Source organism: Solibacillus sp. FSL K6-1781 (assembly GCF_038630735.1).
GTDB classification, from domain to species: domain Bacteria; phylum Bacillota; class Bacilli; order Bacillales_A; family Planococcaceae; genus Solibacillus; species Solibacillus silvestris.
In genome coordinates, this window is record NZ_CP152038.1 from 1,016,428 (window position 1) to 1,038,109 (window position 21,682).

Here is a 21,682-nt window from a genome sequence, read left to right on the forward strand (position 1 = left end):
TGAATCGAATGAAGTCTTTAGACGGAATTAAATTTGCTGAAATGGTACAAATGGGTGCACATCACCTATACCAAAATGCAGCATATGTAGATTCGCTAAATGTATTCCCTGTGCCGGATGGTGATACAGGGACAAATATGAATTTATCAATGACATCTGGTGCAGATGAAACAGAAGCCAATGTAAGTGCACATATCGGTAAAACAGCTCAGGCTTTATCAAAAGGCTTACTAATGGGCGCACGCGGAAATTCAGGCGTAATTTTATCGCAGTTATTCCGCGGGTTCGGTAAAGCGATTGAAAAAGAAGCTGAAATCGATGCAAAAGGCTTAGCGAACGCATTCCAGGCTGGCGTAGATACTGCCTATAAAGCCGTTATGAAACCAGTGGAAGGGACAATCTTAACGGTTGCTCGTGAAGCGGCGGCAAAAGGTGTGGAAGTTGCTGAAACAGAAGAAGATATGATTGTCTTGATGGAAGCGTTTATCGAGGAAGCAAAACAATCATTAAACCGCACGCCGGATCTTTTACCTGTATTAAAAGAAGTAGGCGTTGTCGATAGTGGCGGCCAAGGTTTACTGTTCGTTTATGAAGGATTCCTTGCTTCTATGAAAGGCGAGCCATTACCGGAAAAAAATGAATCTTCACTGGATGATTTAATTAGTGCAGAACATCACCGTGTACAAGACTTCATGGACACATCTGACATTGAATTTGGATACTGTACAGAAATCATGGTGCGTTTCGAAGAAGACAAAGCGCCTTTTGATGAAGAGGAGTTCCGCCAAGAGTTGAATCCGATGGGCGACTCATTACTGGTCATCTCGGACGATGAAATTGCAAAAGTACATATACACTCGGAAACTCCAGGTGCCGTACTTGCAGCGGGTCAAAAATATGGTAGCTTAATTAAAATTAAAGTAGACAATATGCGTGAACAGCATTCTGCGATTGTCAACGATGCACCACAAGCACCTGCGAAACAGCAAAAAACAAAAGTACCATATGCGATTGTAACGATTGCAATGGGTGAAGGTGTATCCAATCTTCTACGCTCGATCGGTGCTTCTTATGTAATTGAAGGCGGACAGACGATGAACCCTTCTACAGAAGATATCGTAAAAGCGGTAAAAGAAATTGGTGCAGAGCGAGTACTAATTTTACCGAACAACAAAAATATCATTATGGCGGCAGAGCAAGCAGCTGAACTTCTGGAAATTGAAGCAGCGGTTGTGCCGACAAAAACGATCCCTCAAGGAATGGCAGCTATTTTAGCATATAATCCTGCCGAGTCAGTTGAAACGAATAAGGCAAACATGACACAAGGCTTTGCACATGTAAAGACTGGTCAAGTAACATTTGCCGTGCGTGATACATCGATCGACGGTGTTGAAATCCGTAAAGATGATTATATGGCATTGGCTGAAGGTAAAATTATTTTATCGACTCCTGAAATGATGGATGCAGCTAAAAAAGTGCTTGAAGGATTGATGGATGAAGATTCAGAAATCATCACAATCATTTATGGTGAAGATGCAACAGCTGAACAAGCCGAAGAATTACAAAACTTTATCGAAGAAAATTATCCGGATGCTGAAGTGGAAATTGTTGAAGGTAAACAATCCCTTTATCCGTTCATTTTATCTGTAGAATAAAATAAATAGTGAAAGCAGTGTGTACTTTCAAGTATGCACTGCTTTCATTATGTTTAAGTGTCTTAAGCGGGCGCTTCGGTAATAAACCCAAAATTTGCGGTATTTACAGTAGTGAGACCTAATTGGTGGAAAATAAGGGGAATAATTCTATTGATTTATCCATCTAACCGCTTAATTGTCAGCGTTAACTTATGGAGTTTAATCCTCATTATGGTTATTATTCTGTTTTTACAACAAGAAGTTTGTTAATTGCAGAAAAAATGAGTACACTAGGAGTAAATGAAAGTATAAAAGAATATGGGGGGATAACTTTATGAAATTTACTTCGGTTTTTGATATTATTGGACCTGTTATGATTGGTCCGTCCTCTTCACATACAGCAGGGGCAGCACGTATTGGACGTGTTGCACGCGATTTGTTTGGACGTCAGCCGAAATGGGCGAAAATTTATTTATACGGTTCTTTTGCCGAAACATACCGCGGTCATGGTACGGATGTGGCAATTATAGGTGGACTACTAGATTACGATACGGATGATGAACGGATTAAAACTTCTTTTGCTGAAGCGGAAAAAGCAGGCCTACAGTTTGAGTTTATTCCTGAAACAGCCAATAAAGAGCATCCGAATACTGCGCGCATTTTAATGGGCGATGATGAATCGGAAATGAGCGTTGAAGGTATTTCAATTGGTGGCGGTAAAATTGAGATTAGCGAAGTAAATGGCTTTAAGCTGCGTCTGACAGGCGGGATGCCGGCAATTCTGGTTGTGCATGATGACCGTGCCGGCTGTATTGCAAACGTGGCGAACTGTTTGGCCATGCATGATGTCAATATTGGACATATGGAAGTATCGCGTATTGAACGTGGATTAACGGCTTTAATGGTAATTGAAGTCGATCAAAATATAGATAAGCGTCTGTTAGAGCAAATCTCATATATTCCACATATTACGAAGGTATCGAAAATTAATAACTAGGGGTGACAAATATGGATGTTTTATTCCGCAGTGTTCGAGAGTTAGTGGAGTTGGCTGAGAGAGAAGGAAAGCTTATTTCCGAGTTAATGATTGAGCAGGAAATGTTAATTACAGGTCGCTCTCGTGAAGATATTTTTAAACAGATGGACCGCAACTTAACGATTATGGAAGAAGCAGTAGAGCGCGGATTAAATGGTGTACAGTCTGTAACAGGTTTAACGGGCGGCGATGCTGTACTCATTCAAAACTATATTAAAAAGGGCAATACATTAGCCGGAGACCTTTTACTTGATGCTGTCAGCAAAGCTGTTGCAACAAATGAAGTGAATGCGGCAATGGGTACAATTTGTGCGACTCCAACAGCAGGTTCAGCGGGAGTAGTTCCGGGGACATTATTTGCAGTTCAAAATAAATTAAATCCGACACGTGAACAAATGATTCGCTATTTATTCACTTCGGGAGCATTTGGATTTATCGTTGCGAACAATGCTTCGATTTCAGGTGCAGAAGGCGGCTGTCAGGCAGAAGTCGGCAGTGCATCGGCAATGGCGGCGGCGGCGATTGTAGAAATGGCTGGCGGAACAGCGCAGCAAAGTTCGGAAGCATTTGCCATCACGCTGAAAAATATGCTCGGATTAGTATGTGACCCGGTTGCAGGCTTAGTGGAAGTACCTTGTGTTAAACGTAATGCAATGGGTGCATCCAACTCATTAGTCGCAGCGGATATGGCATTGGCGGGTGTGACAAGCCGCATTCCATGTGATGAGGTAATCGGCGCAATGTACCGAATCGGTCAGGCAATGAGCCCGAACTTGAAAGAAACAGCGCGAGGCGGTTTAGCCGCAACACCAACAGGCAAAGCGATTACCCATGCAATCTTTGAAGGCGGAGACCTGAAAAGCCTGCTCAAATCTCGTGTAGGCAGTAACTAACGTTTGTTTATTAATATAATAATTTAATAAGGAAATTATCTCTTTGTTATAATATTGCATTGAATTAATAAAAAATTGAACACAAATTTTTGTGTTCTTTTTTTAGTTAATGAGAGAACGTATGCACCCATTTTATGATATTGTTAAACTATAAAGTGAAACTTCAATCAGAGGGGTCATCCCACACTGATTATAAGGAACACAAGCTAAAATCGTCACGTCCTGTGACAACGCTTGTGTGACCAACATCGTGTCGGCCCGAACCAATCGGGCATTTACTACCCGCTAATGCGGGATAAAAAATTCGTAAAGGAAGTGTCGACAATGATTCATGAGCCAGTTTCACAATTAAAGGGAATCGGAAAAGAAACAGCCGAAAATTTAATGAAAATTGGCATCGAGACAATCCATGACTTGATTTGGACATTTCCATACCGCCATGAAGATTTTCGATTAAAAGATTTAACTGAAACACCGCATAATGAGCGTGTGACGATTGAAGCACGTGTCGAAAGTGAACCGACCGTATTATTTTTAGGGAAAAATAAATCCCGACTACAATTTACGGCTCTTGCAGGAAGACATTTAATTAAAGTTGTGTTTTTCAATCAAAATTATTTGCGGCAAAAAATTTCAACTGGCGGCATCATAACCGTTACCGGTAAATGGGATCGCGGACGTCAAGTTATTGTCGGATCGTCCGTGACATTCGGACCGAAAATAGAACAAGTGGATTTTGAACCTGTTTATAGTTTAAAGGGGAATACTCAGCAAAAGCGCTTCCGTAAATATATGCGCCAGGCGTTGGATACTGTGAAGGAAGAACTGCCTGAAACATTGCCAAATTATCTGCGTGAAAGCTATCAGTTAGTTAATATTCAAGAAGCGCTCGAAGGGGTGCATTTTCCGCTAAATGCAGATCATGCAAAACAGGCCCGTCGCCGTTTCGTATATGAGGAATTACTGCAGTTCCAGCTGCGTATTCAAGCTCTGAGAAAAGCGAATAAGGAAAATGAGAAAGGAATTTCCGTTCGCTTTGATCTGGAAAAATTAAAAGCATTTATAACAACATTGCCATATGAGCTTACAGGTGCCCAAAAGCGGGTTGTCAATGAAATTTGCAAAGATTTGTTATTGCCGCAACGTATGAATCGTCTGCTTCAAGGGGATGTAGGATCTGGAAAGACTGTCGTGGCAGCGATCGGACTATATGCAGCTGTAACGGCAGGATATCAAGGGGCTCTAATGGCGCCGACCGAAATTTTAGCAGAGCAACATGCAGAAAACCTGCATATGTGGTTTGATCCGATTGGCGTTAAGATAGCATTATTATCGGGCTCGACAAAGACAAAGGCACGCCGTGAATTATTGGCACAACTTGCAGCAGGAGAAATCGATATTCTTATTGGGACACATGCACTCATTCAGCCGGATGTTGAATTCAAGAAGCTAGGATTTGTCATAACGGATGAACAGCATCGTTTTGGTGTAGAACAACGTCGTATACTTCGTGAAAAAGGCGAAAATCCGGATGTACTGTTCATGACCGCAACACCTATTCCGCGTACATTAGCCATTACAGCTTTTGGTGAGATGGATGTTTCGATTATTGATGAGTTGCCTGCTGGGCGTAAAGAAATTGAAACGCATTGGCTGAAAAAAGAACAGCTGAACAGTGTGCTGATGCGCATGACCCAAGAACTTGAAGCAGGCCGCCAAGCGTATGTCATTGCGCCGTTAATCGAAGAGTCCGATAAACTGGATGTGCAAAATGCAGTGGAAGCTTACGAACAATTGAAGGCGTATTTCGGCACCCGTTTTGAAATCGGCCTGATGCATGGTCGATTGCATTCTGACGAAAAAGATGCGGTCATGCGAGCATTTAGTGATGGGGAAATTCATGTGCTTGTATCGACAACTGTTGTCGAAGTTGGGGTAAACGTACCAAACGCGACATTCATGACAATTTATGATGCCGAGCGTTTTGGTTTGGCGCAGCTTCACCAGCTTCGTGGACGTGTTGGTCGTGGAGAACATCAATCCTATTGTGTGCTGATTGCCGATCCGAAAACAGATGAAGGAAAAGAACGTATGATGAGTATGACCGAGACGAATGATGGTTTCCGCCTAGCTGAAAAAGATTTGGAGCTGCGAGGATCAGGGGATTTCTTCGGAAAACGGCAAAGCGGGTTGCCGGAATTTAAATTGGCCGACCTTGTCCATGATTACCGGGCTCTTGAAACGGCAAGACAGGATGCCGAGAAAATGCTCTATGATGAAGCATTCTGGAAAGATCAGGAATATGAATTTTTACGAGAAGATTTAACGGCTTCTGGAGTTATGCAAGGAGAACGAATCGATTAAACGGTTAGAACCTGTAATTGGTGGAAAACTATTTAGGCTACTTAAAAATGCTGAAAAGAGGTAATAAGATGGGAAACATGTATCCGTATTTCGTGTTAAATGGACGAGCAAAAGAGGCAGTAGTGTTATATGCAGAACTGTTTAATGCCAAAAGTGTAACGATTTCAACATTTGGAGAGTTACCGCCAAATCCTGAACACCCTATTCCGCCAGAAGCAAAAGATTTGGTCATGAATGCACAAATTGAACTGGAGGAAGGTCAAATGATGTTTTCCGATACGTATCCGGGCTCTCCGCAAGTGACGGTAGGGGACAATATCAGTATTGCCTATACGTCAAAAGACGAGCAGGAAATCCGATTTATTTTCGATGGTTTAAAAGAAGGCGGAAAGATCGTAATGGAGTTACAGGAGACCTTTTGGAGCAAGTGCTATGGGCAAGTAACAGATAAGTTTGGTGTGCTGTGGCAGCTAAGCTTGGAAGCTTAAGATTTCAAGGACGCAACAAAAAGTTGTTGCGTTCTTTTTTTTATACATGTATATTGATATTAGTACCAAGTGCTAATACTAATCTTTTAGAAAATTAAAGGTAGGTAACAAATACGATGAAGCGTTCCAAAAAAGAGCGACAGTCGTTATTGACTGAACAGATCGCAGACAATCCTTTCGTGACAGATGAACAATTAGCAGCTGAATTTAATGTGAGCGTTCAAACAATTCGATTGGATCGCATGGAACTCGCTATTCCGGAATTGCGTGAACGTATTAAAGATGTTGCTGCTAAAAAATATGATGAAGTAAAATCGTTGCCACTTGATGAGGTCATCGGTGAAATTATTGATATAGAGCTGGATAATCGGGCAATTTCAATATTTGATGTTGGAGAAGAACATGTTTTCCAGCGCAACGGCATAGCGCGCGGTCACCATTTATTTGCACAGGCCAATTCTTTGGCGGTTGCAGTAATTGATGATGAGCTTGCCCTTACTGTAAAATCAAATGTAGCTTTCGTAAAGCCGGTTCGTGCAGGCAATCGTGTCGTAACGAAGGCTGTTGTAAAAGGGAAAAACCCTGATAAAAACCGTACATTTATCGAAGTGACTTCTTCCGTTGATAATGAAGTAGTTTTCAAGGGAGAGTTTGAAATGTATCGGATGAAAGGTGAAGAAACAACATGAAAATAGCAGTAGATGGTATGGGCGGAGATAACGCACCACAGGCAATCATAGAAGGAGTCTTTATTGCGCTTGAAGATTTTCCGAAATTAACGATTGATCTATATGGCGATGAACAGAAAATGGCGCCATATTTAAAAAATCACGAACGCTTAACGGTTATTCATTGTAGTGAAGTTGTAGAGGCAGAGGACGATCCGGCACGCGCAGTACGCCGCAAAAAAGATTCTTCAATGGCTCGTATGCTGGATGCAGTTGCTGAAGGAAAGGCGGACGCTTGTTTATCGGCAGGGAATACTGGTGCCTTAATGGCAGGCGGACTTTTCAAAGTAGGACGTATTGATGGAGTAGCGCGTCCTGCATTAGCAACAACTTTACCAACAATTAATGGCGACGGCTTCCTTATGCTTGATTTAGGTGCCAATGCAGATGCAAAACCTGAAAACTTATTACAGTACGCAATTATGGGAGATATTTATGTGAAGCAAGTTCGCGGTCAAAAAGCACCTCGAATTGGATTATTAAATATCGGTACAGAAGATAAAAAAGGGAATGAATTAACTAAAGCGTCATTCACATTACTAAAAGAAGCGGATTTTAACTTTGAAGGCAATGTAGAAGCACGAGAATTGCTGAATGGGGTCGCTGATGTGGTCGTAACGGACGGATTTACAGGCAATATGGTGCTGAAAACAATCGAAGGTACGGCAGGCACGGTATTCAAAATGTTGAAGGAAGCGTTATTTGCTACGACAAAAACGAAAATTGCTGCTGCATTAGTAAAGAATGACTTAAAACAGCTAAAAGGTAAAATGGACTATACAGAATACGGTGGGGCGGCTTTATTCGGCCTGAAAGCACCTGTTATTAAAGCACATGGTTCATCGAATGCACGTGCGATTTACAGTGCGATTCGTCAAGCGACAATTATGGTAGAGCATAAAGTATGCGAAACAATTGCCGAAAAAATCGAGCAATTGCCTAAGCCAGAATAAGCGTATTTACAAAGGGGATTATCAAATGACAAAAATTGCTTTTATTTTTCCAGGACAAGGTTCACAAACTGTAGGGATGGGTGCGGAGTTTGTTGCGAATGATGAAGTAAGCAAACAGTATTATAAACGAGCGGACGAAGTGTTAAACCTGCCATTGTCGGACTATATGTTAAACGGTCCACAAGAAACATTGACACTGACATACCATGCTCAGCCGGCTTTATTGACATCAGGGGTGATGATCGCAAATAAGCTGATTGAAGCTGGTATTGCACCGCAATATACTGCGGGACATTCATTAGGAGAGTACAGTGCATTTGTCATTTCAGGAGTAATTGATTTTGAAGATGCAGTTCAAACGGTTCATAGACGGGGTGTATTTATGGACGAGGCAGTACCTGCAGGTCAAGGAGCAATGGCAGCTATATTGGCGTTAGACGGAGAAAAACTAGACGCCATTTGCCAGCAAGTATCCGCTGAAGGAGAAGTCGTTCAAGTAGCGAACTTCAACTGTCCGGGCCAAATTGTGATTTCAGGGACGAAACAAGGTGTTGACGAAGCATGTAAAAGAGCGAAGGAAGCAGGAGCAAAACGAGCTTTACCATTAGTCGTAAGTGGTCCTTTCCATAGTTCATTAATGCAGGAAGCGGCACATAATTTAAAGAATACAGTAGCAAATTTACCATTACAGGAACCAAACATTCCGGTAGTGAGCAATGTGACTTCAGAGCTCATAACAACTGTTGAAGCGATTAAAGAAGAAATGGTAGCCCAAGTAACAAGCTCCGTACAATGGCAACAAAACATTGAAAAGCTTATTGCTGAAGGGGTAACGGTCTTTATCGAGTGCGGACCAGGAAAAGTATTATCAGGCTTAGTGAAAAAAATTGACCGCAATGTACAAACATACTGTGTATATGATGAGGCGAGTTTGACACAAGTTGTTGAGGCATCAAAGGAGTGGAAACAATGGGTTTAACAGGGAAATGTGCTGTCGTAACAGGGGCATCCCGTGGCATTGGTCGCGCGATCGCATTACAATTGGCAAGTGAAGGGGCAAAAGTCGTTGTCAATTATAGCGGGAGCGAGCAAAAGGCGCAGGAAGTTGTAGAAGAAATTAAAGCAAATGGCGGCGAAGCAATTGCCGTACAGGCGAATGTGGCAGATACGGATTCTGTGCAGAATTTAATGAAAACAGCGCTTGATACGTATGGTTCGATCGACATTTTAGTAAACAATGCGGGCATCACTCGCGATAATTTATTAATGCGTATGAAAGATGACGAATGGGATGATGTCATCAATACGAATTTAAAAGGTGTTTTCCTTTGTACAAAAGCTGTTACGCGTCAAATGATGAAACAGCGTGCAGGTCGCATCATTAATATTTCTTCAATCGTTGGGGTTGCCGGAAATGCTGGACAGGCTAATTATGTAGCGGCAAAAGCGGGTGTGATCGGTCTGACGAAAACAACTGCACAGGAGCTTGCGTCTCGTAATATTTTAGTCAATGCAATTGCACCAGGTTTTATTACAACGGAAATGACGGAAGGCTTACCGGAGGATTTAAAAGAAGGCATGCTTAAACAAATTCCGTTGGCAAAACTAGGTCAACCGGAAGATATCGCAAAAGCTGTCGTATTTTTCGCATCAGACAGTTCCAACTACATTACAGGCCAAACGCTCCAAATAGACGGCGGCATGGTAATGGCTTAATATGATTGAAATATAAGCCATCTAGTTGATTTGAGTGAAGGGCCGAGTGTAGCTGCCGGCGATGCCTTTCGCTACAAGCGAGCTTCCTGCGGGATAAGCGTGATGCCTGAGACAAGGAACAAAAGCTAAGAGCGCCACGTCCTGTGGCAACGCTTTTGTGACCAACATCGTGTTGGCCTCACGCCCGTGGAAAGCGAGCTCTAATTTCGCTTGTTAGTAGTAGAAAGCATTGTTAGTGATATTATTAAAGTAGCATGCATTGAGGGGAGGTGACTGATTTGTCTACAGTATTTGAGCGTGTTTCAAAAGTAGTCGTTGACCGTTTAGGCGTTGACGAAAGCGAAGTGAAATTAGAAGCATCATTCCGTGAGGATTTAGGTGCAGATTCATTAGATGTTGTTGAGTTAGTAATGGAACTTGAAGATGAGTTCGATATGGAAATTTCTGATGAAGATGCAGAAAAAATTGCAACAGTTGGTAATGCAATTTCATACATCGAAAGCAAAATTAGCTAATTCATTTATAAAACACCAGGCTGTACTAAGTCACAACGACTTTTGTACAGCCTTTTTTACGTCTGAAAATTTCGTTAAATTGCCATTTCTAGTGGGCTGAATAAATATAGTGAAATTTGATAGGTTTTTGACTGATACCCTTTGCACAATGCTATAGAACAAGGTAAACTAAACGATAGAAACTAGAAGGAAGGCAGAATTACATGACCTATAGAAAAAAAGGGAACAACCAGAAACCCGGTGTACTCCCTGAAAAAGTAAAATCACAATTTGAAATTTTAGAAAACGAAATGAACATTCATTTCCAGAATAAAGATTTATTATATCAAGCATTTACACATTCATCTTATGTGAATGAGCATCGCCGCAAATTATTTACGGACAACGAACGATTAGAATTTTTAGGGGACGCTGTATTAGAGTTATCTGTATCAAAATATTTATTTGAAAAATTTCCGCATATGAGCGAAGGGGAACTTACGAAATTACGTGCATCAATCGTATGTGAGCCATCACTAGTTGTTTTTGCGAACGAATTGAACTTCGGACAATTTGTATTATTAGGTAAAGGCGAAGAATTAACAGGTGGTCGTGAACGTCCGGCATTGCTTGCTGACGTATTTGAATCATTTGTCGGAGCCCTTTATTTAGATCAAGGTTTAGAAGTTGTTGTCGCATTTTTAGAACGTGTCGTATTCCCTAAAGTTGAAGTCGGTGCTTTTTCGCATGTGATGGATTTTAAAAGTCAATTACAAGAAATTATTCAACAAACAAATAACGGCCTTTTAAATTACGAAATAGTTGATGAAAAAGGTCCAGCACATAATCGAACATTCGTTTCACGCGTATTGTTAAACAGCCAAGAGTTAGGTATTGGCCGTGGAAAATCAAAGAAAGAGGCTGAGCAGCAAGCAGCGCAATGTGCCATGCTAATGCTTAAGCAGTCAAAGCAAGAGGAGGAATAACATGTTCCTTAAAAGACTCGAAGTAGTAGGCTTTAAATCATTTGCCGAACGAATCGGGATCGATTTTGTACCTGGTGTTACTGCAGTTGTAGGACCAAATGGTAGTGGGAAAAGTAATGTAACAGATGCAATCCGGTGGGTATTAGGAGAGCAGTCTGCCAAAAGCCTGCGTGGAGCCAAAATGGAAGACGTTATTTTTGCAGGAAGTGAATCGAGAAGAGCACTGAACTTTGCGGAAGTTACACTTGTTTTAGATAATACAGATGAACAAGTAGCAATACCTTATACAGAGGTAAGTGTGACAAGACGTGTCTATCGCTCGGGCGAGAGTGAATATTTATTGAATAACCAGCAGTGTCGCCTGAAGGATATTACAGACTTGTTTATGGATTCGGGGCTTGGGAAAGAAGCCTTTTCAATTATTTCCCAAGGACGAGTTGATGAAATATTAAACAGCCGTCCAGATGACCGCCGCAGTATTTTTGAAGAGGCTGCAGGTGTTTTAAAATATAAGCTGCGTAAGAAAAAAGCGGAGCATAAACTTGTTGAAACAGATGAAAATCTAAATCGGGTTCTCGATATTTTGCATGAAATCGACCAGCGCCTGGAGCCATTGAAAATTCAGGCTTCCAGTGCGAAAGATTATGTGCGGATGACAGAAGAACTGAAAGATTTTGATATAGCATTAATGGTTCATGATATCCATACAAGCGGGAAAGTATTGCAAGGCTATACCGAAGAGCAGCGCAAATTAACAGTAACCGAAAAAGAACATGCAACGGAAATTGCGACAGTTGAACAGCAATTGCGCAAAATGCGTACGGAGTTAAAAGCGATTGATGAAGTGCTGGACAGTTCTCAAGAGCAGCTTGTCGAAGCGAGCGCAGAAGTAGAACGTTGGGAAGGGCGTAAAGCGCTATTTAACGAAAAGCGTTCAAATGCCGAAAAACAAATTCAGCAACTACGTGATAGCTTAACGGAAGCATCCAATACGGTAAAAGATCTGCAAGAGGCTGAACGGGAAAAACACGGTCAGTTTACGGAAAAGCAAAAAATCGTAACTGAAATTCGTTCAACGTTAAAGCAAGTAGAGCAAGCTTTAACACGCTCTGCTTCGGAAATCGAACAAGAAATTGAAGATGCGAAAAATACGTATATTAACTTGCTGAACGAAGAAGCGACAGTAAAAAATGAATTAAAGCATATCGACCAGCAACTTTCGCAGGAACAGGCATCTGTTGAGCGAATGACAGGTCGTTCATCAGAAATTCAAAAAGAACTGACTGAAGCACTTGTTGCAAAAGAAGTGACAGAACGTGCGCTGGAACAGGCAGAACAGTCTGTGAAAGAGCAGCTTGGTCATTTTGATGTCATGCAGCTTCAGTTAAAATCAGCGACTGCCGATTTAGATGAAAAGCAAGCATTATTGTATAAAGCTTATCAGCATCATCAGCAATTAAAGGCACGTAAAGAAACATTGGCTGAACTTGAGGCTGATTTTTCAGGCTTCTTCCATGGTGTTAAGGAAGTCCTTTTAGCGCGGGATCGTAAAGAACTGCAAGGGATTGAAGGTGCGGTTGCCGAGCTGATTCAAGTCGAGGCGAAATACTCACAGGCAATTGAAACAGCATTAGGCGCAGCTTCACAGCATATTGTGACTGATAATGAACAACATGCCCAAAAAGCAATTGGCTGGTTGAAGCAAAAACGTGCAGGTCGTGCAACATTTTTACCGAAAACAGTCATGCGCTCTCGGAAGATTCATGCACAGCAATTAAGTGATATTCAATCACATCCTGCATATGTTGCCTTAGCATATGAACTAGTGAATTATGCACAAGAAAATACTACAATTATTGAAAACCTTTTAGGTAATGTACTAGTTGCATCTTCTTTAGAAGGCGCGAGTCAAATTGCCCGTTTATGCGGATTTAAGTACCGGGTTGTTACACTTGAAGGAGACATCGTGAATGCTGGTGGTTCCTTAACCGGTGGTGCCGTAAAACAGCAAAGTTCATTGTTCTCGCGAAAAGCCGAACTCGACAAACTCGTATCAACATTAGGGGAAATGGAAACAACAATCCATTCTGCAGAGCATACGGTAGCGACGAAGAAAGAACAGATTGCAGCATTACGACATTCATTGGAAGAGATGAAGCTGCAAGGTGAATCATTGCGTGAACAAGAGCAAATCCACCGTGCGAAGCTTATGGAGCTCGATATGATTGTAAAGAACCTGCAGACGACTGTAACGATTACGCAGTCGGAGCAAACTTCATTATCGACACGTAAAGAATCTTTAAATGAACAACAGGTAGCTGCACAATCACGATTAGCCGAATTAAGTAAAGAATTACAGGAAATTCAGCAAACGGTTGATGAACTGACACTTGCTAAGGCACAGAGTGAAACACAAAAAGATGTGCTGCGTGAACAGTTGGCCCAACAAAGATCTGAGCTTGCTGTTGCCCAAGAACAATTAACGCAAGTACAGGCATCGATTGCAGGAATTGAACTGAATTTGTCAAAAGCACAGGCAAATGTCGAAAAAATTTCCCGGGAAATCGACTGGGTGGAATCTGAAGATGGCTTAAACGGGCCATCTGCAGAAGAATTGGCCCAAACAATTGTCGAATGGACGGAGAAAAAAGACGCGTTAACAGAAATTATTCAAAAGAACCGAACAATGCGTTCTACTTTGCATGAGCAAGTTACGGAAAATGAAATCCACCTGCAGGAAATACAGCGAGTACACAAAAGCTATGTCGATGCTTTGCGTGCATTGGAGCTGAAATGCAGCCGAATTGAATTTGAAATGAATAGTTTGCAAGAGCAGTTGCTCGAGCAATATGAACTTGATATTTTATCTGCTCAAGAAGAAGCAATCGGCATAGAGGACGAAGAACAAGTTCGACGGAAAGTAAAGCTGTTGAAGCAATCGATCGAGGAACTAGGTCCAGTCAATTTAACATCGATTGAAGAATATGAGCGTGTTCAGGAACGCTATACATTTTTAAGTGAACAACGCGAAGATTTGGTCGCTGCAAAAGATACGCTGCACAAAGCAATCGGCGAGATGGATGAAGAAATGACAGAACGTTTCAGTGAAACATTTAAACAAATTCGCAAGCAATTCGTCATTTCCTTTAGAGAGCTGTTTGGTGGCGGTACAGCTGATCTGGTGCTGTTGGATCCTAATAATATGTTAGAGACAGGCATTGAAATTATTGCCCAGCCTCCAGGGAAGAAACTACAAAGCTTAAGTCTGCTTTCCGGCGGAGAACGAGCATTAACGGCTATTGCTTTATTGTTTGCGATTTTAAATACGCGACCTGTACCATTCTGTATTTTGGATGAGGTTGAAGCAGCATTGGATGAATCGAATGTTGTGCGTTATAGTGAATATTTACGTAAATTTAGTGAGCATACTCAATTCATCGTCATTACGCACCGTAAAGGCACGATGGAAGGGGCAGATGTTCTGTATGGTATTACAATGCAAGAGTCAGGTGTATCGAAACTTGTATCCGTAAAACTGGAAGAACATGCTGAATTAGTAGCGCAAGGGAGTGGCGGAAGATGAGTTTTTTTAAGCGACTGAAAGAAAAACTGGCAGGTAATAGTGAACAACAAGAACAACAAGATCAACAGGTGGATTTGTTACCGCTTGACGAACAAGTACAGGAAGAAAATCGATTAATTGAAACTGTCGAGGAAGAAGATCCTAATTCTGAACAAATTGTTGAAAAAGAGCAGGAAGAAACAATTGAACAGCCGGCAATTGAAGAAAATAAACCTGTTGAAGAGGAGATATCGAATCAATCGGACACTGATGTTGTGGAACAACCTCAAAAGGAGTCTGCCTGGTCGATTACACAGAAGTTTAAAGCGGGATTAGAAAAAACACGTAATTCTTTCACTTCTAAAGTAAATGATTTAGTTGCACGTTACCGTAAAGTGGATGAAGATTTCTTTGAAGAACTTGAAGATGTATTGCTGCAAGCGGATGTAGGCTTTGAGACCGTGATGGAATTAATGGATAAATTACGTTTTGAAGTACAGCGTCAAAACATTAAAGATACAAATGGAATTCAAGCGATTATATCTGAAAAGCTTGTTGAAATTTATGAATCTGGCGAAGAAAATTTAATAGAATTAAATATTCAGCAGAGCGGAGATTTAACGGTTATTTTATTTGTTGGTGTAAATGGTGTCGGTAAGACAACGACAATCGGTAAATTGGCCCACCGTTTAAAATCAGAAGGGAAATCAGTGATGCTGGCAGCGGGTGATACTTTCCGTGCCGGTGCCATTGAGCAGCTGCAAGTATGGGGTGACCGTGTCGGTGTAGAAGTCATAGCACAGTCAGAAGGTTCCGATCCGGCTGCAGTAATGTATGATGCCATTCGTGCAGCCAAAAACCGAGGTGTCGATATTTTAATTTGCGATACAGCCGGCCGTCTGCAAAACAAAGTCAACTTAATGAACGAACTTGAAAAAGTGCACCGTGTAATTTCTCGTGAAATTCCGGATGCACCGCATGAAGTATTGCTCGCATTGGATGCGACAACAGGCCAAAATGCGCTTGTTCAGGCTCAAATGTTCAAAGAGGCAACAAATGTAACTGGTATTGTTTTAACAAAACTGGATGGTACGGCAAAAGGCGGTATTGTATTGGCAATTCGCAATAAACTGCACATCCCGGTGAAATTTGTAGGACTTGGTGAAAAAATGGACGATCTGCAGCCATTCGACGCAGAACGTTATGTATACGGTTTATTTGCCGAGGGACTTGAAAAAGAACTTAAAAAATCAGAAGAGTAATGATTTATTATATTCAAAAAGCAATTCGTATTCATTTTACGAATTGCTTTTTTATTGAAAAATGATTCAATCGACTGATTTTTCATTTAATTTCAAATTGAGGGGTTGCATTACGTATTATCTTTTGACATGATAAACTTTACCAAAACGTTTTAGTAAACTTTTACAAAAGGAGTCAAAAATGAAAAAAGTAACAATTGCCGACGTTGCTAAGGAAGCAAATGTTTCGGTCAGTACTGTTTCACAATTTATGAATCAGCGCTATGAGTACATGAGTGTTGAAACACGGGCAAAAATCCAGTTAGCCGTTGAAAAACTACGCTATCGACCAAATATTTTAGCACGAAGCCTGAAAAACAAAGGTACACAAACAATAGGGATTATAGTTGCCAATATTATGTACACGTTTACTACGCATATCGTCCATCATTTAGAGCGTCAGTTTCAGCAGCACGGTTTTCAAGTCATTGTGTGCAATGCAAATGATAATCCGCAACTGGAACGTGAACATATTGATTTGCTGCTCGCAAAGCAGGTAGAAGGATTTATTCTTTTCCCTACAGGCAACAACAAAGATTTGTATGACTATCTATATAACAGTAATATACCGGTAGTATTTTTAGATCGTATGATTGCCGATGTGAAAATTCCAAGTGTTCTATTGAATAATGAAAAAGCAATCGATCTGGCAGTTGGGGAATTGTTAAATAAGGGGTATAGCAATTTAGCTATTGTGGCAGGCTCGATCGAACAAAATATTACGCCACGTGTCGAAAGGCTTGAAGGTTTCCGCAAGGCAATGAATAATAGGGGGATAGCTTATGGAGAACACCAAGTAATTGCTACTTCAGCAGAAAAACTGCCTGAAAAGTTCAATCATTTGCTTACAGAAGTCAACCTCGATGGTATCATTGCCGGAAATGACCGCATGCTGCTCGCAATTTTACATTATTTAAAAGAACATGCTCCGGATTTTTTAGCGAAGATCGGTATTGCCGTAATTGACGAAATGCCATTAGCTAAATTTATGTCTACAAAATTGACAACGATTGAACAGCCAACAGAAGAAATGGCCAAACAAGCCGTTCATTTGTTTCTCCAAATCAAAAAAAGCGGCTACACAGAAGAATTATTATCCGCATACCGTTTTGATCCCATTTTAGTATAAAAATGATAACGATTGAGGAACTGTATAAGAACAGGTCCTCTTAAATTATAGAATATTATTTTTTATGTTTAATATTCTAAAAATTAAGAATAGTCCTTGCAAATGTTTGAAAGATAATTTATTATTTCTTAATAAAACGTTTTACTAAATCGTTTTAGCTAAATGTAAACGCATACAAGGGGGAAAAATGATGAAAACAAAAGGGGTTTTAATGCTATTACTTGCATTAACAATATTTTTAACTGCTTGTAATTCTTCAGAAGAAGCTCAAACAATCATTTTAGCAGAGAACCAGGTAGATGATTATCCTACTTCAGTCGGCGATTATGAATTTGCGAGATTAATTGAAGAAAAAACAAATGGACGTTATAAAGTGGAAGTTTACACAGGGGGACAGCTTGGTGACGAAAAGAGTGCCATTGAATTAATGCAGGTTGGGGCAATTGAACTGGCGCGAGTTAATGGCAGTCCTTTAATGGAATTCTCGGAGTCATTAGGTGTTTTATCCTTACCATACTTGTTTTCAGATGATGAACATAAGTGGGAAGTATTGAATGGTGATATCGGCGAGACATTATTAGATGGATTAAGCGAATCAAATTTACAAGGTCTGGCTTTTTACGATTCCGGAAATCGTCATTTCTATAATGCAATCCGGGAAGTAAAATCACCGGAAGATTTAGCGGGGCTAAAAATAAGAGTTCAGCAATCAAGTTTAAATATTGACATGGTTGAGGCGTTAGGAGCATCTGCCACAGCAATGTCCTATGGTGAAGTATATTCGGCTATTCAAACAGGGGTAATTGATGGGGCTGAAAACAACTTCCCGAGTTACTACACGACGAATCATTTCGAAGTGGCCAAGTACATAACGATGGATGGACATTCTGGTGTACCCGAAGTTTTGACGGCTTCGAAAGCATTCTGGGATACGTTATCCGATAAAGATAAGGAAATCTTTAAGGAAGCGGCGCTGGAATCACAAGTAGTGCAACGAAAAGCGTGGGCAGAGTTGGAAGAAGAGTCTTTGCGTGAAGCAAAAAATGCCGGAAATACAGTTACTGTCATCGATGATGTCACACCTTGGCAAGAAGCTGTTCAACCGATCTACACAAAATACGGTGAGCAATTTAAAGAGAATTTAGAGAAGATTCAATCATTAGTTAAGTAAAACAAAGGGGAGGGCAAACGAGTGGCTACTATAAAAAAAGCAAAAAGTATTTTAGACCGCAGTCTTGATTATCTGTTAGGAACAATGATTGTTGCAATGACACTAATCATCATTTATCAAATATTCACACGTAACTTTTTAGATTTCACACCGAGATGGACGGAAGAGTTGGCATTGCTTTTACTGATTTGGATTGCCTTTATCGGAATTGCTATTGGTTTTAGAGACAACTTACATATTGGGGTAGGGGTTTTTGTAGGCTTGATGCCAAAGAACATTCAAAAGAAAATTGATCTCATTACAAAAGTTTTAGTGATCGCCATGAGTATTATTTTTATTTACTACGGCTTCCGTTTTACATTTTTAATGCACGGATCGCTAATGGCTGGTACAGGATTACCGCAAAGTTTTCTATACAGTGCAATTCCTGTCAGTGGTATTTTAACGTTCATTTATGGGGTTGAAATGTTCTTTAAAGATGCGATACATGAAGATTTTGATGACGATGCCAAAGAAGCGATGGAGGCGGCTAAATAATGGGGATTGGGATTTTACTTGCAGTATTTGTAGTGTTATTACTTTTACGAGTGCCGGTTGCACTTTGTCTGGCTGTATCGTCATTTGTCACTACGATTTACTTAGGGATTGATTTAGCAGCTATTGTACAGCGAATGGTAAGTGGATTGAATAGTTTTTCGCTTATTGCGATTCCATTTTTCATTTTAGCTGGTGAAATTATGAATGAAGGCGGTATTTCACGTCGTTTAATTAATCTAGCGAACGTTATTGTCGGTAAAGTACGCGGCGGTTTAGCAATGGTAAACGTTTTATCTTCAACGTTTTTTGGGGGTATTTCCGGTTCGGCTGTAGCGGACGTTTCATCAATTGGTTCTGTATTAATTCCGATGATGAAAAAGCAAAAATATGATGCGGAATATTCTGTTGCCGTTACAATTTCAAGTGCTGCACAAGGGGTTTTAATTCCGCCAAGTCATAATATGATCATTTATTCTACTGCTGCCGGTGGTGTATCGGTTGGTGCATTGTTTATGGGGGGAATAGTTCCTGGTATTGCATTAGGGTTAATTTTAATGATCTTTGCGTATACGATTGCAGTAAAACGTAATTATCCGAAAGGTGAACCGATTAAGCGTGAAGAAGTTCCGAAAATTGTACGTGAAGGATTATTAGGATTGTTTACAGCGGTCATTATTATTGGTGGAATATTATCGGGTGTTTTCACAGCGACTGAATCTGCGGCAATCGGTGCATTATATGCGTTTATTATTTCGTTCTTCGTTTATAAAGACGTGCCGCTATCGGCAATGGGGAACATTTTAAAACGTACAGTAAAAACATTATCGATGGTACTGTTTTTAATTGCTGCTTCTTCGGCATTCGGCTGGTTACTTGCATTTCTAAAAGTACCTGCAATGGTAACCGAAACGTTATTGGCTGTTTCGCCGAATGATTTTGTAACATTATTAATTATTAATATCATTTTACTAGTATTAGGAATGTTCATGGACATGGCACCGTTAATTTTAATTGCGACACCAATTTTATTACCTGTAGCGCTTGAAGCAGGTATGGATCCGGTTCAATTCGGTGTTGTATTAATTCTGAACTTGGCAATCGGTCTTGTAACGCCGCCAGTTGGCACATGTCTGTTTGTCGGATGTGCGATCGGAAAGATACCGATTGAAAAAGCGACAAAGGGAATGCTTCCATTCTATGGTGCAATGATTATTATACTATTATTAATTACGTTTGTTCCAGACATTACGTTAAAACTTCCGGAATTACTATTAAAGTAAGGGGACTAGAATATGGAAAAAATATTTTTGGATGACTCATTTTTATTGAACAATAAAGTAGCGGAAAAGTTGTATTTCGACTATGCAAAAGATTTACCGATTATCGATTACCACTGTCATTTAAGTCCTCAGGAAATTTATGAGGATAAGCAATTTAAAAATATAACAGAGGCTTGGTTGTACGGTGATCATTATAAATGGCGTGCGATGCGCGCAAATGGAGTTCCAGAGCATCTTGTAACAGGTGATGCAGATGATTATGAGCGTTTTGAAGCATGGGCAAAAACCGTTCCGTATACAATTGGCAACCCTTTATATCAGTGGACACATTTAGAACTGCGCCGATTCTTTAATGAAGAAACAATATTAAATGAAAAAACAGCACGGGCTATTTGGGATAATGTAAATGAACAATTACCTCAAAAGACAGCTCGTCAGTTAATTTTGGACTCAAAAGTAGAAGTGATCTGCACTACAGATGATCCGATTGACTCACTTGAATATCATATTGCACTTCAAAAAGATGAGCAGTTTAACGTGAAAGTACTGCCGAGTTTCAGACCGGATAAAGCATTGGAAATCAATAAGCCGACATTTGCGGCCTGGATCGGATCATTATCGGAAGTTGTCGGCGAAACAATCGAGTCTTATGAACAATTAAAAGAAGCTCTTGCAAAACGAATTCAGTTTTTTAATGAAGTCGGTGGTAAAGTGTCAGACCATGCATTGGATACGATTTATTATGCTGAAGCGACAGAACAAGAAGTGAGTGCTATTTTTGAAAAGGGGCTTGCGGGGGAACAAGTATCGCTGGAAGAAGAAGCAAAATATAAAACAGCATTACTGATCTTTTTAGGGAAACAGTACGCTTCTTACAATTGGGCGATGCAATATCATATTTCGGCACACCGTAACAACAATACACGTCAGTTCAATAATTTAGGGCCGGATACAGGGTATGACAGCATTAATGACGGACCAATCGCAATACCATTGACACGTTTATTGGATGCGCTTGCACTTGAAGATGCATTACCGAAAACGATTGTTTATTCATTAAATCCGAAAGACTATTATGTTATTGCAAGTATAGTCGGAAGCTTCCAGGAAAAAGTCCCTGGGAAAATTCAATTCGGTACGGCCTGGTGGTTTAATGACCAAAAAGAAGGAATGCTTGATCAGATGAAGGCACTTGCGAGTATCGGGATTTTCAGCCGCTTTATCGGTATGCTGACTGATTCGCGTAGTTTCCTGTCCTACACACGTCACGAATATTTTAGACGTTTAGTATGTAATCTCATTGGAGAATGGGTGGAAAATGGAGAATTCCCTGAAGATTACGAGCTTCTTGGAACAATCGTACAAGATATTTGCTATTACAATGCAAAAAATTACTTTAACTTTTAAATG

18 protein-coding genes are annotated in these 21,682 nt (G+C 40.5%); all 18 read left to right on the top strand.

Annotation, left to right across the window (positions count from 1 at the left end; all coding sequences use genetic code 11):
• Positions 1-8 precede the first annotated feature (8 nt).
• The 18 genes from MHH37_RS04850 to uxaC all read left to right on the top strand — a co-directional run bounded on the left by MHH37_RS04850 (position 9) and on the right by uxaC (position 21,679).
• Complete coding sequence (locus MHH37_RS04850) at positions 9-1,655, top strand: DAK2 domain-containing protein (protein ID WP_342575257.1); 1,647 nt, start codon at positions 9-11, stop codon at positions 1,653-1,655.
• 313 nt (positions 1,656-1,968) lie between these two features.
• The gene (sdaAB, locus tag MHH37_RS04855) at positions 1,969-2,631 is read left to right on the top strand and encodes an L-serine ammonia-lyase, iron-sulfur-dependent subunit beta (RefSeq protein WP_008403337.1); all 663 of its coding nucleotides are present in this window, start codon (positions 1,969-1,971) and stop codon (positions 2,629-2,631) included.
• Between the two features lie 11 nt (positions 2,632-2,642).
• Entirely contained in the window at positions 2,643-3,563 is a 921-nt protein-coding gene (sdaAA, locus tag MHH37_RS04860) for an L-serine ammonia-lyase, iron-sulfur-dependent, subunit alpha (protein WP_342575258.1), read from the top strand.
• A 324-nt stretch (positions 3,564-3,887) separates the two neighbouring features.
• Complete coding sequence (gene recG, locus MHH37_RS04865; protein WP_342575259.1) at positions 3,888-5,927, top strand: ATP-dependent DNA helicase RecG; 2,040 nt, start codon at positions 3,888-3,890, stop codon at positions 5,925-5,927.
• 68 nt (positions 5,928-5,995) lie between these two features.
• On the top strand, positions 5,996-6,415 hold the full coding sequence (locus MHH37_RS04870) for a VOC family protein (RefSeq protein WP_008403332.1): 420 nt from the start codon (positions 5,996-5,998) through the stop codon (positions 6,413-6,415).
• Positions 6,416-6,531: 116 nt separating this feature from the next.
• A complete protein-coding gene (gene fapR, locus MHH37_RS04875) occupies positions 6,532-7,104 on the top strand; it encodes a transcription factor FapR (protein ID WP_008403331.1) in 573 nt (190 codons plus the stop codon).
• The gene (gene plsX / locus MHH37_RS04880) at positions 7,101-8,096 is read left to right on the top strand and encodes a phosphate acyltransferase PlsX (RefSeq protein ID WP_008403330.1); all 996 of its coding nucleotides are present in this window, start codon (positions 7,101-7,103) and stop codon (positions 8,094-8,096) included. Before fapR ends, plsX begins: the two co-directional genes overlap by 4 nt.
• Positions 8,097-8,121: 25 nt before the next feature.
• Entirely contained in the window at positions 8,122-9,075 is a 954-nt protein-coding gene (gene fabD, locus MHH37_RS04885; RefSeq protein WP_342575260.1) for an ACP S-malonyltransferase, read from the top strand.
• Complete coding sequence (gene fabG, locus MHH37_RS04890; RefSeq protein ID WP_008403328.1) at positions 9,066-9,812, top strand: 3-oxoacyl-[acyl-carrier-protein] reductase; 747 nt, start codon at positions 9,066-9,068, stop codon at positions 9,810-9,812. Before fabD ends, fabG begins: the two co-directional genes overlap by 10 nt.
• Positions 9,813-10,090: 278 nt before the next feature.
• Positions 10,091-10,327, top strand: a complete 237-nt coding sequence (gene acpP, locus MHH37_RS04895; RefSeq protein WP_008403327.1) for an acyl carrier protein — start codon at positions 10,091-10,093, stop codon at positions 10,325-10,327.
• A gap of 203 nt (positions 10,328-10,530) precedes the next feature.
• Positions 10,531-11,292, top strand: coding sequence for a ribonuclease III (rnc, locus tag MHH37_RS04900; RefSeq protein ID WP_342575262.1), 762 nt, complete (start codon positions 10,531-10,533; stop codon positions 11,290-11,292).
• Between the two features lies 1 nt (position 11,293).
• The gene (gene smc, locus MHH37_RS04905; RefSeq protein WP_342575263.1) at positions 11,294-14,875 is read left to right on the top strand and encodes a chromosome segregation protein SMC; all 3,582 of its coding nucleotides are present in this window, start codon (positions 11,294-11,296) and stop codon (positions 14,873-14,875) included.
• Positions 14,872-16,116, top strand: coding sequence for a signal recognition particle-docking protein FtsY (gene ftsY / locus MHH37_RS04910; protein WP_342575264.1), 1,245 nt, complete (start codon positions 14,872-14,874; stop codon positions 16,114-16,116). The genes smc and ftsY overlap by 4 nt, the downstream gene beginning before the upstream one ends.
• Before the next feature lie 181 nt (positions 16,117-16,297).
• The gene (locus tag MHH37_RS04915; RefSeq protein ID WP_342575265.1) at positions 16,298-17,284 is read left to right on the top strand and encodes a LacI family DNA-binding transcriptional regulator; all 987 of its coding nucleotides are present in this window, start codon (positions 16,298-16,300) and stop codon (positions 17,282-17,284) included.
• Positions 17,285-17,474: 190 nt separating this feature from the next.
• Entirely contained in the window at positions 17,475-18,455 is a 981-nt protein-coding gene (locus tag MHH37_RS04920; protein ID WP_342575267.1) for a TRAP transporter substrate-binding protein, read from the top strand.
• A 21-nt stretch (positions 18,456-18,476) separates the two neighbouring features.
• The gene (locus MHH37_RS04925; RefSeq protein ID WP_339263960.1) at positions 18,477-18,992 is read left to right on the top strand and encodes a TRAP transporter small permease; all 516 of its coding nucleotides are present in this window, start codon (positions 18,477-18,479) and stop codon (positions 18,990-18,992) included.
• Positions 18,992-20,272, top strand: coding sequence for a TRAP transporter large permease (locus MHH37_RS04930; RefSeq protein WP_342575269.1), 1,281 nt, complete (start codon positions 18,992-18,994; stop codon positions 20,270-20,272). The genes MHH37_RS04925 and MHH37_RS04930 overlap by 1 nt, the downstream gene beginning before the upstream one ends.
• Positions 20,273-20,284: 12 nt before the next feature.
• On the top strand, positions 20,285-21,679 hold the full coding sequence (gene uxaC, locus MHH37_RS04935; protein WP_342575270.1) for a glucuronate isomerase: 1,395 nt from the start codon (positions 20,285-20,287) through the stop codon (positions 21,677-21,679).
• Positions 21,680-21,682: the final 3 nt, after the last annotated feature.

What these genes read in the sequence shown, in the direction of transcription:
- MHH37_RS04930 (WP_342575269.1), top strand. Translation starts at nt 18,992, where the DNA reads ATGGGGATTGGGATTTTACTTGCAGTATTTGTAGTGTTATTACTTTTA.
- MHH37_RS04920 (WP_342575267.1), top strand. Translation starts at nt 17,475, where the DNA reads ATGAAAACAAAAGGGGTTTTAATGCTATTACTTGCATTAACAATATTT.
- smc (WP_342575263.1), top strand. Translation starts at nt 11,294, where the DNA reads ATGTTCCTTAAAAGACTCGAAGTAGTAGGCTTTAAATCATTTGCCGAA.
- fabD (WP_342575260.1), top strand. Translation starts at nt 8,122, where the DNA reads ATGACAAAAATTGCTTTTATTTTTCCAGGACAAGGTTCACAAACTGTA.
- fapR (WP_008403331.1), top strand. Translation starts at nt 6,532, where the DNA reads ATGAAGCGTTCCAAAAAAGAGCGACAGTCGTTATTGACTGAACAGATC.
- fabG (WP_008403328.1), top strand. Translation starts at nt 9,066, where the DNA reads ATGGGTTTAACAGGGAAATGTGCTGTCGTAACAGGGGCATCCCGTGGC.
- sdaAB (WP_008403337.1), top strand. Translation starts at nt 1,969, where the DNA reads ATGAAATTTACTTCGGTTTTTGATATTATTGGACCTGTTATGATTGGT.
- rnc (WP_342575262.1), top strand. Translation starts at nt 10,531, where the DNA reads ATGACCTATAGAAAAAAAGGGAACAACCAGAAACCCGGTGTACTCCCT.
- MHH37_RS04915 (WP_342575265.1), top strand. Translation starts at nt 16,298, where the DNA reads ATGAAAAAAGTAACAATTGCCGACGTTGCTAAGGAAGCAAATGTTTCG.
- ftsY (WP_342575264.1), top strand. Translation starts at nt 14,872, where the DNA reads ATGAGTTTTTTTAAGCGACTGAAAGAAAAACTGGCAGGTAATAGTGAA.
- uxaC (WP_342575270.1), top strand. Translation starts at nt 20,285, where the DNA reads ATGGAAAAAATATTTTTGGATGACTCATTTTTATTGAACAATAAAGTA.
- sdaAA (WP_342575258.1), top strand. Translation starts at nt 2,643, where the DNA reads ATGGATGTTTTATTCCGCAGTGTTCGAGAGTTAGTGGAGTTGGCTGAG.
- MHH37_RS04870 (WP_008403332.1), top strand. Translation starts at nt 5,996, where the DNA reads ATGGGAAACATGTATCCGTATTTCGTGTTAAATGGACGAGCAAAAGAG.
- recG (WP_342575259.1), top strand. Translation starts at nt 3,888, where the DNA reads ATGATTCATGAGCCAGTTTCACAATTAAAGGGAATCGGAAAAGAAACA.
- MHH37_RS04850 (WP_342575257.1), top strand. Translation starts at nt 9, where the DNA reads ATGAAGTCTTTAGACGGAATTAAATTTGCTGAAATGGTACAAATGGGT.
- plsX (WP_008403330.1), top strand. Translation starts at nt 7,101, where the DNA reads ATGAAAATAGCAGTAGATGGTATGGGCGGAGATAACGCACCACAGGCA.